An 11,334-nucleotide genomic window follows, 5' to 3' on the forward strand; every position below is an offset into this window, starting at 1 on the left:
GTGACGCCTACGAGTTGAGAGGTGCGAGGTGCGAGGTGCGAAATATTGTAGGCGTGAAATTTATTTCACGTGAAGTTTTGGGATTAGCTGTCAGTTTTGAGCCGAAAAATGTTGAATGCAAGGCGCGCCAAGCAAGCGTGACGCCTACGCTTTGCTGTAGGCGCCAAATTTATTTATCGCAAAAACATTACTCACCCACAACGGTCACGCGGCTGGTTTGCTGTGCGTTTAAGCGAGTGCGTAGCGCAACTTTTGCATTGTTATCAACCTTCACAGGCTCAGCGTAAGTTTGCCAGCTTTGGCCGTTGTCTAGGCTGTACTCAATGCTCAAATATGCAAATGCACTGTTGGCATATAACTTACCATTTTCAATCACGCCGCCCGGTACTGGTAAGTGCAGATTGATGCCATCTTTGGCTAACTTATCAAGCTCTTTCAAACCGACAGCACTTGAGAACTCAGCCCAGTCTTTTGCTTGTTTTTTACTATCGACACTTTCGCCTTCCCAATCCGCTTTGTGCCATGCGCGCTCTGCAACAGACAAAATACGCGGGAAGATCATTGCTAATACTTGCTCTTCAGTACGGATTGTTTCTGACCATACCTGACCTTGCATACCCAAAATATTCTCAGGCTTTTCAAGTTTAGGTAACGGGCGACCCACCAACGCTTCTAAATTAACGATTGGCTCACGAGTGCGGGTGTAGTCGGCATTGGCATACACGTCATCTGGCATATAATTAAAGGCTTTTTTAGTATCTGTGTAACGAGTGGCCCAGTAATAACCACGCTCTTCAGGGCTTGCTTCGTATGGGTGGTCAAAATACAAATGCGTACCGTGTGATAACACCACTTGGTAACCGGCATTTGCTAGGCGGTATGCTCTATCTGCAACACCCCACTCCCAAATGTTATCCCAAGTATTTACGGTAAAGGTTTTATTAGGGAACTCATCACGTTTAAACGAGTTTTCACGGTCGTACATGATACCGTCTTCCCAAATACCCGGAGAAATACCACGTTTTTCAAGTAAGGTAGCAACACGTTGTGTGAAGTAAGGTTTTAAATCAGCTGGGCCGGATACACCGTTATTTGGATCGGCAAATAACGCCTGACAGATTGGCGAACCTATCCACGAACCTGCTCCAACTTCATCACCACCAATATGCAGGTTCTTTAACTGAACACCTGCTTCGCGGTACATCTGCTGAAGTTCATAAGTCACTTTATCTAAAAATGCGTAGGTTGAGTCCATACACACATTCATCGAGTTATCTTTGTAGTTTTGTACCGTCATGTACACAGAAGTATCTTTAGGATCAGTAAGCAAGTATTGCGTTGCCGGCCCCATATCTATGTGTTGAATCTCTTTGTTTGCTGAGCGCGTTTTAATGTTGTTTTTAGCGGCTTTCTCAGCTTCTTCTAACATGTTGTGATAACGCGCTTCCATCGCTTTGATTGAGGCACGCGCATGACCAGGCCCTTCAATTTCTGGGATGATTTGAATGTGGCGGTCTTTCGCAAACTTTAATAACTCAACAAACTCATCACGTTTCAAATAACCATTACCTGAGCCTGATTTAAATGGCCCTGTGCCAAGCTGAGTCAATAAACACTCGCGCTCTTCTAAATCAAAGCAGCGATAACCACCAACGTCAGTGAGTTCAGGTAAACCAGGGATCTCAAGTCGCCACCCTTCATCTTCTGAAAAGTGCCAGTGTAGCTTATTCATTTTATAGCGAGCCATTTGCTCAACCAGCTTGAACATTGCCTCTTTGCCATGATAATTACGACCATTATCGTAGTGCATGCCACGCCAACCATAGCGCGGTGAATCTTCAAGTTCTAACTGCGGTAAGTTGGCACTACCTTGGCTATTTGCAGGAATGAGGTTCAATAAGCTTTGCATCGCATAAAACACCCCGGCGTTATCGCTACCTACGATGGAGATCACTTCATCATCAATCTCTAGGGTGTAGCTTTCTGCTTTTGCATTATTGAGTTTAGGGTCAACTTTAAAGCGAATTACTTTATCTTTGCCGACATTGATATGATCAGGCTGTGCTTTCAGGCTAATGCCATAGTCATCTTGTAAGTCTTGCATAAACACCATAACTTCGTGCTTAAGCTGCCCTTGATAACTAATTTGCCAATTATTGTTTAGCGTCGCACTACCACGATTAAACTCAACGTTACGTGGCTTCGGAATAATACGCTTTAAAGCATCGTCTTTACTAACCGACACCTTGTCAGCGCTATTACGTTCATAGCGGACTTTTGCCGTTGCTAAAACAGATAAATCTTTTGGCTCATTGTAACGACGTAACTGGTTTTCGCGGGTAAATGGCGTCACAAACTGTTTAAAGTCTTCAGTGTCAGTATTAGCAAATACAGCGGGTTTATTCTTGCCCGAAACAAAAAATGCCCGTGGCATAAAGTCACTGTAAGCAACAATCCACACTTGCGCATCGAACGGCAGCTCTAAGCTTTCACCTGCAGCTAAACCTTTAAATTCGCTCGTTGGTACGATGCGATGAAGGTCACCATTAACGTGCTCAATGTTTAGCCCCGCAACATACTCAGTTGAGATTTTACGAACTGAGTGAATATAAAGCTGCCAGTCGCTCTCGCCTGCAGGTAACGCCACATCAGAACCATTATTGAGGGTGATTTTTCCTAAAAAGCCCGCATCTTTATTACGAAAGTTATCTTCAACCGAAAATAGTAGTTCGGTACCTTTCGCAAACTGATCAACTTGCGATTGAGTCAATGCTGCACTTGCCATTAAAGGGGCAGTCGCAAGCATTACCGCGAATACAGACTTTTTAAAATCCATTACTTTCTCCTCGTTTAAGCCCTGAGTGTACGGTATTTCTGCGTACTATTTTTCATTTTTGTTAATAATTCGTTCCTATCATATAAAAACTAAAATGACAGCGCTATCATTTTATGAAAAATAAAGACAAGGAGTTAGCTATCAGCTATCAGCTATCAGCTATCAGCTATCAGGCTGACGGCTGACGGCTGACGGCTGACGGCTGACGGCTGACGGCTGACGGCTGACGGCTGACGGCTGACGGCTGACGGCTCAAACCTTAACACAAAGATACTTCTCTTCTAGGTACTCATCTAACCCTTGGTGACCGCCTTCTCGGCCTAAGCCAGACTGTTTAACGCCGCCAAATGGCGCTACTGGGTTTGAGATAAGGCCTTCGTTAATACCTATCATACCGTATTCGAGTGCTTCGCTTACGCGATAAACTTGCTTGATGTTTTCACTATAAAAATATGCAGCTAAACCATAAGGTACGTCGTTCGCAAGCTTAAGTACTTCTTCTTCCTCATCAAAAGCGATGATGCTGACTACAGGACCAAACACTTCATCATGATAGATATCCATCTCTGGTGTCACATCAGTTAAAATTAATGGCGCTTGAAAACTGCCTTCAAGCTCACTGTTATCACCGATTAACGACGCCCCTTTATCAACTGCATCTTGCACAAGCGTTTGAACTTTATCTTTTGCTTTAGGGTAAATTAATGGGCCAATATCTACCCCGTCATCAAGTCCATTACCTACCTTTAACTCAGCCACTTTGTCTGTGAGTTTTTCGAGCACCGTTTCAAGTACTGAACGCTGAACAAATATGCGGTTTGCGGCGACACAAGTTTGCCCTGCGTTTCTGAATTTAGCGCCCATAAGGCCTGCAACTGCTTCATCTAAATCGGCATTATCAAAAATAATGAACGGGGCATTGCCGCCAAGTTCCATAGATGTTTGCTTAATGGTTGAGGCACACTGCGATAGTAACTGCTTACCTACACCGGTTGAGCCTGTGAATGTGAACTTACGCACACGCTCAGACTCGGTCATGATCTCACCCACCATTTTTGCGTTTTCAGAGACAACCACGTTCAGTGCTCCTTTTACAAACCCTGCTTTATCAGCAAGGTAGGCTAAGGCAATAGCGCATAATGGCGTATGCTCCGAAGGTTTAATCACAAAACTACAACCCGCAGCATAAGCGGGTGCCACTTTACGGGTGATCATGGCAATCGGGAAATTCCAAGGGGTAATACCTGCCACCACACCGATTGGCTGCTTTATCGTTGTTAAACGATGTTTGCTATCGGTAGCAGGGATGGTGTCGCCATAACTACGCTTTGCTTCTTCACTAAACCATTTAATAAAGCCTGCACCGTATTCAACTTCGCCCAAGGCTTCTTTTAAGGGCTTACCCTGCTCTTTAGTCATCAACTCAGCAAGCTGTTGCTTGTGCTCAATAACCAACTCATACCAGCGACGCAACGTTTCACTTCGCTCGGTTGCAGTTGTTTGCTTTAGTTTGCTAAATGCCTCGTCAGCACTTTTTATAGCCAGCTCAACCCCTGCTTCATCAATATCAGAGACATGGGTGATCGCCTCTGCAGTTGCGGGGTTATCTACACTAAAACGCTGGCTCGTAGAATAAAAGTCACCGTCGATAAACGAATCAGAAAAAACCAAATCAGACATAGAACCTCCAAAATCAGCTATCAGCTATCAGCTATCAGCTATCAGCTATCAGCTATCAGCTATCAGCTATCAGCTATCAGCTATCAGATATCAGCTATCAGCTATCAAAAACATAAAGTCTGAGAAATGAATGTAAAGCTATTGCTGCTCAAAAAACACAAATAACTGAAACACCCTCTCAATTTGCTAAAAACTGACGTTTGAAAGCTGACAGCTTTTAATAGATCTAAAAAGCATACAACGTTACTACTGTTCAAAAACACTAATAACTGAACCACCCTGTCGATCTGCTAAAAACTGACGGCTGAAAGCTGACAGCTCTAAAAAACAAAAAACCGCTGTAGAGACCAAGCAACTACAGCGGTTTTTACGAAATCAAAGCCGTTAAAAATTAATGCTCTTCATTAACGATATTGAGATTATACTTTGGAATTTCAACCACTAAATCTTCATCTTTAATCACAGCTTGGCAACCAAGACGTGACTCAGGCTCAAGACCCCATGCTTTATCTAGCATATCGTCTTCAAGCTCATCACTCTCATCTAAAGAGTCAAAGCCTTCACGAATGATTAAGTGGCATGTTGTACACGCACATGACTTTTCGCAAGCATGTGGAATGCTAATACCATTTTTTAGTGCAACATCTAATACTGTTTCACCTGCAGGTGCTTCAATTGCTGCGCCTTCTGGGCATAATTCTGCATGGGGAAGAAAAATAATTTGTGGCATACCTTACCTCGTTAAACTTCGTCTACTGACTGCCCTTGCAGCGCTTTTTTGATTGATGCATCCATTCTACGAGCAGCAAATTCGCTACTTGCATTGTCTACAGCTTCAATCGCTGCTTTAATTTCTGCAGGTGTTGTTGCGCTTTCGCGTACGGCAACAAGTTTAGCAATTTCTGCTTTTAACGCACCTAATTCTTGTTCATCAAGTAATGCACTGTCGGTTGCCAATGATGCTTCAAGCGCTTCAACAACACGTAACGCTTCAACTTGCTGCTCTTTAAGCATACGCGCTTGCATGTCGTCTTTCGCGTTAGTCATTGACTCTTTAAGCATGTTTGCAACTTGATCATCCGATAAACCAAATGATGGTTTGACCTGAATTTCAGCTTGCACACCGGTTGATTTTTCCATTGCCGATACACTTAATAGGCCATCAGCATCTACTTTAAAGGTTACGCGAATGTGCGCAGCACCTGCTGCCATAGCCGGAATACCTTTTAAGCTGAATTTAGCCAACGAACGACAATCGTCAACTAGCTCACGCTCACCTTGTAGTACATGCAATGACATAGCCGTTTGACCATCTTTGAAAGTAGTAAACTCTTGTGCACGTGCTACAGGGATCGTGGTATTACGTGGAATGATTTTCTCAACCAAGCCACCCATGGTTTCAAGACCTAGCGACAGTGGTAATACGTCTAATAGCAACATGTCTGAATCTGGCTTATTGCCAACCAATACATCTGCTTGCAGTGCTGCACCGAGTGCAACTACGCGATCTGGGTCGATAGAAGTCAGTGGCTCTTTATCAAAAAATGCAGCAACTTGAGAGCGTACAATTGGCATACGAGTCGAGCCGCCAACCATAACTACTTGTAGTACTTCCTCGTTCTCGATACCGGCATCTTTAACCGCTCGGCGACAAGAGCGTAGTGTTTTCTTCACCAGACTAAGAGCAAGCTCATCAAACGTTTCGCGAGTGACTTCAACTTTGTGGCTTTGACCATCAAACTCTAAACCAACATTCACTGTTTGGTATTGGCTTAGCGCTTCTTTACAGGCTTTTGCTTTATTAATGAATAAACGCAATACCGATGCAGAAAGTTCCTTCACACCCGTTTGTTTTTTGAAGTAATCAACTAATAGCGAGTCAAAATCGTCACCACCAAGGCTTGAGTCACCGCCAGTAGCAAGTACTTCGAATACCCCTTGGTGTAAACGTAAAATAGAAATATCGAAGGTACCGCCACCTAAATCATATACGGCGATAATGCCTTCTTGGCCTGAATCAAGACCATACGCAACAGCCGCAGCGGTTGGCTCGTTTAATAAACGTAATACCTTAATACCTGCAAGCTCTGCGGCATCTTTGGTGCTTTGACGCTGTGCATCATCAAAATAGGCTGGCACAGTAATAACGGCACCCATGATGTCTTGACCTGCAAAGCTGTCTTCGGCGCGTTGCTTTAATGTTTTAAGAATTTCACTCGACGCAGTGACTGGGCTAATTGCTCCTGCAACTGTGCTGATTGCTAACGAACCGTCATGCTCGCAGAATTCATACGGTAATTGACCATAGCTGTTTTCGATTTCAGCCTGCGTTTTACCTAAGAAGCGTTTTACCGAGATTAATGTGTTTGCAGGGTCTTGAGTGGCAGCTGCAGCTGCTTGTTCGCCCACCACAATGCTATCTGCTTGGTATTGTACAACTGATGGTAACATCGCATTGCCTGCTAAATCAGTCAGTGTACGAGCTTCGCCGCTTTGTACCGTTGCAACTAACGAGTTAGTTGTACCAAGGTCAATACCGACTGCTAATTTGTGCTCGTGTGGTGCCGCGCTCTGCCCCGGCTCAGCAATTTGCAATAATGCCATAATGCTCTTTTAAACTCTTAAATAGCTGTTGTGTAACAACTAACGATTAATCATCAAATAAACTGTCTTCAATACGCTCTAGTTCTTCGCGTAGCTTATAAACAAACTTTAATTTACGAATATTATCAGCAGCAGCCTGCCATTGTTGCTCATCACTACTTGCGAGCTGAGCGGCTAATTCACTACTGTATTGCTTGTCGAGCTGTTTAATTTGCGCTTCGAACTGGGCAATTGCTGCATCAGGATCTGCGGCATTTTCAAGTTCTTCTAATTCTTCACGCAGTTCCATTTGCTGCATTAAGAATAGCGGGTCTTGTAATGTTTGTTGCTCGGCGCGAATATCAACACCAAGCTCGCTTAGCATGTATTCAGCACGCTTTACCGGGTGTTTTAAGGTTTGTAATGCATCATTGATTTCGGCTGCACTTTGCACTGCAAGTAGCTTGTCGCGACTGCTAGAACTGGCATGACGATCTGGGTGAACTGCACGTTGCAGCTCGAGGTAGTGTTTGTTAATTGTCGCTAAATCAATGTTGTAATCTACTGGAATTGCAAATAACTCAAAGTAACGCATTACATAATCCAACTCGGTAAACAGGAAAGAACAAAGCCCTACATAGGCAGGGCTTCAAGCAAAGAAAATTTTAATAGCTTAAACGGTGAAGCTTTCGCCGCAACCACACTCATCGGCTTGGTTCGGGTTGTTAAACTTAAACCCTTCATTCAAACCTTCTTTGGTGTAATCAAGCTCAGTACCATCAATGTAAACTAAGCTTTTGGCGTCAACGATCACTTTCACACCACGGCTTTCAAAAATTTCGTCACCGTCTGCTAACTCATCAACAAATTCAAGAACATAAGCAAGACCTGAACAGCCCGTCGTTTTAATGCCAACGCGTAGGCCAATGCCTTTGCCGCGATTTGCTAAAAATGATTCTACGCGGTTTGCTGCCGCATCTGTCAATGTCACTGCCATGAATTTATCTCTTACTTCGCTTGTTTGCTTTTGTAGTCAGCAATTGCTGCTTGAATCGCGTCTTCTGCTAAAATTGAACAGTGAATTTTCACTGGTGGTAATTCAAGCTCAGCACTGATATCAGTGTTTTTGATTGTTGCAGCTTCGTCTAATGTTTTGCCTTTTACCCACTCAGTTACAAGTGAAGAAGAAGCGATTGCGCTACCACAACCATATGTTTTGAATTTTGCATCTTCAATTACACCTTCTGGTGATACTTTGATTTGCAATTTCATTACGTCACCACACGCTGGTGCACCCACCATACCTGTTGCAACTGACGGATCATTTTTGTCTAAAGAACCCACGTTACGTGGATTTTCAACATGATCGATTACTTTATCACTATAAGCCATAATACTATCCTCACTACCTGCTAGCGGCGGCGATCACTGATTAGTGATGCGCCCACTCAACTGAATCTAAATCAATACCTTCTTGATGCATTTCCCATAGAGGAGACATCTCACGTAAACGGCCAATCGAGTTTTTGATTAGTTCGACGGTGTAATCAATCTCTTCTTCAGTCGTAAAGCGGCCAATGCTGAAACGAATTGAGCTGTGTGCTAATTCGTCATTGCGACCTAATGCACGTAGTACATAAGAAGGCTCTAAGCTTGCTGAGGTACAGGCTGAACCTGATGAAACAGCAATGTCTTTAACAGCCATTAATAACGACTCACCTTCAACAAAGTTGAAGCTGATATTTACAATACCCGGAACTGAGTGGCTTGGTTCACCGTTGAAGTAAACTTCGTCCATATCAGCCATGATGCCATCGATCAGACGCTTACGAAGTGCGCTGATGTGTGCATGATCTTTTTCGAAATCTTCTTTAGCGATTCTAAATGCCGCACCCATACCAACTAACTGGTGAGTAGCCAGTGTGCCTGAACGCATACCACGCTCATGACCACCACCGTGCATTTGCGCTTCTAAACGTGCACGTGGCTTACGACGAACATAAAGTGCGCCTACACCTTTCGGGCCATATACTTTGTGGCCAGAGAATGACATGAAATCTACTTTTAACTGTTGCACGTCGATAAGTACTTTACCTGCGCTTTGTGCAGCGTCTACGTGGAACATAATTTTGCGCTCACGGCACATTTCGCCGATTGTCGCGATATCTTGGATAACACCTAGCTCGTTGTTTACGTGCATTACGCTCACAAGTACAGTGTCGTCACGCATTGCAGCTTCAAGCTTTTTAAGGTCAAGTAAACCGTTTTCTTCAACGTCCATATAGGTTACTTCGAAACCTTGACGCTCTAGTTCGCGACACGTATCAAGCACCGCTTTGTGCTCTGTTTTAACCGTGATAACGTGCTTGCCTTTCTTTTTATAGAACTGCGCAGCACCTTTAATTGCTAGGTTGTTTGATTCTGTAGCACCTGAAGTGAAAACAATTTCACGCGGGTCTGCGTTGATCAGATCTGCAATGTCTGTACGTGCTTGATCAACCGCTTCTTCTGCTTGCCAACCAAAACGGTGTGAGCGTGATGCAGGGTTACCAAAATTACCGTCCATAGTCAGGCATTGCATCATTTCTTTTGCCACACGTTCATCAACAGGCGTGGTTGCTGCGTAATCTAAATAAATCGGTAACTTCATTTCTCTCTCCGCTTTCGTCAAGCTACAGTTGACAGCTTACTTGAATGTTTTCCAGTTGCTTAATTGCAGTGTTGATGCTGTTATCTTGGCGTGATGCGACTTCTTTCACATCTGACTTTTCAACCAATTCAGCAAGGGTAATACTATTTAAAAACTCTTCGATACGTGCGCTTAAGTCCGACCATAAAGTGTGAGTCAAACAACGCATGCCGCTTTGGCAGCCACCCGTTGCGTTGTGGCAACGTGTTGCATCAACAGACTCATCAACGGCATTAATCACATCGCCGACAGAAATTTCATTTGCTTCTCGACCTAATAAATATCCGCCACCTGGGCCACGCACAGAGGTCACAAGGCCATTTTTACGTAAACGGGCGAATAGTTGCTCAAGGTAAGATAACGAAATCTCTTGGCGTTCAGAAATATCGGCAAGAGGCACTGCACCCACATTTGTATGTAGTGCAACATCCAACATGGCGGTTACTGCGTATCTGCCTTTTGATGTTAACTTCATGGAGCCCCCGATGTTACTGCACGCTAAGGTGTGCAAATTTTAATTACCAGACCAAAATAGTCAAGTATTATCACTTGATAAAAATTGATACTTGCCATTGATAAAACCGAATACTTGACAAAAATAGTCAAGTACTGGGTACATTGTAATTACCTGAGTAATTTAGTCAAGTATTCTGGTGAATAAAGCTTATAACCTAAACTTATTTAATAGACTTATTAATAGAGGTAAGAATACCGCGTAAGATGTTCATCTCAGCTTCTTCTGGACGCGCGCGATTAAATAAACGACGTAATTTAGTCATCACCATGCCTGGGTGTTGTTTGATGATAAAACCCGTGTCATTTAATGTTTGCTCTAAGTGCTCGTAAAACAGCTCAGTTTGCTTTGCGTTTGGATAGACTGCTTCGTCTTCTTCTTGAGCTTTTGGCTGTTTGTTTAAATACGCCATACGTGTTTCATAACACAGCGTTTGCACGGCCATCGCGAGATTTAACGAGCTGTACTCAGGGTTTGCAGGAATACATACGTGGTAGTTACATTGTTGTAGCTCTTCGTTCGTTAAACCACTATTTTCGCGACCAAATACGAGTGCAACAGGACCCTGTTCAGCCTCTGTCACTAACTTTTCACCACATTCACGCGGCTCAACCATAGGCCAAGATAAAGTACGGGAGCGTGCGCTGGTACCAATTGTTAAACCACAATCAGCAATCGCATCTGCCAGTGTATCAACAACCACTGTTTTACCTAAAACATCCGTTGCACCGGCCGCAAGCGCACTCGCATGACTGTCAATTTCACAAGCAGGATCAACAAGATATAAATTTGATAAGCCCATCGTTTTCATAGCACGTGCCGCTGAGCCAATATTACCAGAATGTGATGTGTTAACTAATACGATACGAATATCATCAAGTGTCATTGCGTTGTTACTTACTGAAAGTCAAAAATTGCGGGGATTATAACATAGCTATCAGGTATCAGCTATCAGCTATCAGCTATCAGCTATCAGCTATCAGCTATCAGCTATCAGCTATCAGCTATCAGCTATCAGCTATCAGCTATCAG

Annotated in this window: 10 protein-coding genes; all 10 read right to left on the reverse strand. The window is 43.6% G+C overall.

What is annotated here, in order from left to right; translation table 11 throughout:
- Positions 1-187 precede the first annotated feature (187 nt).
- Positions 188-2,836 carry a family 20 glycosylhydrolase gene (locus tag C2M33_RS17325; RefSeq protein ID WP_105175033.1) on the reverse strand — a complete coding sequence of 883 codons (2,649 nt, stop codon included), beginning with the start codon at positions 2,834-2,836 and terminating at the stop codon, positions 188-190.
- Between the two features lie 252 nt (positions 2,837-3,088).
- The gene (locus C2M33_RS17330; protein ID WP_105175034.1) at positions 3,089-4,516 is read right to left on the reverse strand and encodes an NAD-dependent succinate-semialdehyde dehydrogenase; all 1,428 of its coding nucleotides are present in this window, start codon (positions 4,514-4,516) and stop codon (positions 3,089-3,091) included.
- A gap of 391 nt (positions 4,517-4,907) precedes the next feature.
- A complete protein-coding gene (gene fdx, locus C2M33_RS17335) occupies positions 4,908-5,246 on the reverse strand; it encodes an ISC system 2Fe-2S type ferredoxin (RefSeq protein ID WP_063701770.1) in 339 nt (112 codons plus the stop codon).
- Between the two features lie 11 nt (positions 5,247-5,257).
- On the reverse strand, positions 5,258-7,120 hold the full coding sequence (hscA, locus tag C2M33_RS17340) for a Fe-S protein assembly chaperone HscA (protein WP_105175035.1): 1,863 nt from the start codon (positions 7,118-7,120) through the stop codon (positions 5,258-5,260).
- A 46-nt stretch (positions 7,121-7,166) separates the two neighbouring features.
- Positions 7,167-7,694: a co-chaperone HscB gene (gene hscB / locus C2M33_RS17345; RefSeq protein ID WP_063701774.1), complete on the reverse strand. Its 528-nt coding sequence runs from the start codon at positions 7,692-7,694 to the stop codon at positions 7,167-7,169.
- Between the two features lie 78 nt (positions 7,695-7,772).
- Positions 7,773-8,096: an iron-sulfur cluster assembly protein IscA gene (gene iscA / locus C2M33_RS17350; RefSeq protein ID WP_054552502.1), complete on the reverse strand. Its 324-nt coding sequence runs from the start codon at positions 8,094-8,096 to the stop codon at positions 7,773-7,775.
- Positions 8,097-8,107: 11 nt separating this feature from the next.
- A complete protein-coding gene (gene iscU, locus C2M33_RS17355; RefSeq protein WP_063701777.1) occupies positions 8,108-8,491 on the reverse strand; it encodes a Fe-S cluster assembly scaffold IscU in 384 nt (127 codons plus the stop codon).
- Between the two features lie 40 nt (positions 8,492-8,531).
- On the reverse strand, positions 8,532-9,749 hold the full coding sequence (locus tag C2M33_RS17360) for an IscS subfamily cysteine desulfurase (RefSeq protein WP_054552500.1): 1,218 nt from the start codon (positions 9,747-9,749) through the stop codon (positions 8,532-8,534).
- Between the two features lie 22 nt (positions 9,750-9,771).
- Positions 9,772-10,263 carry a Fe-S cluster assembly transcriptional regulator IscR gene (gene iscR / locus C2M33_RS17365; protein WP_063701779.1) on the reverse strand — a complete coding sequence of 164 codons (492 nt, stop codon included), beginning with the start codon at positions 10,261-10,263 and terminating at the stop codon, positions 9,772-9,774.
- Between the two features lie 202 nt (positions 10,264-10,465).
- Positions 10,466-11,188, reverse strand: coding sequence for a tRNA (cytosine(32)/uridine(32)-2'-O)-methyltransferase TrmJ (gene trmJ, locus C2M33_RS17370; RefSeq protein WP_105175036.1), 723 nt, complete (start codon positions 11,186-11,188; stop codon positions 10,466-10,468).
- Positions 11,189-11,334 lie beyond the last annotated feature (146 nt).

Source organism: Pseudoalteromonas sp. T1lg122 (assembly GCF_002964825.1).
In the GTDB taxonomy this organism is placed as follows: Bacteria; Pseudomonadota; Gammaproteobacteria; order Enterobacterales; family Alteromonadaceae; genus Pseudoalteromonas; species Pseudoalteromonas gelatinilytica.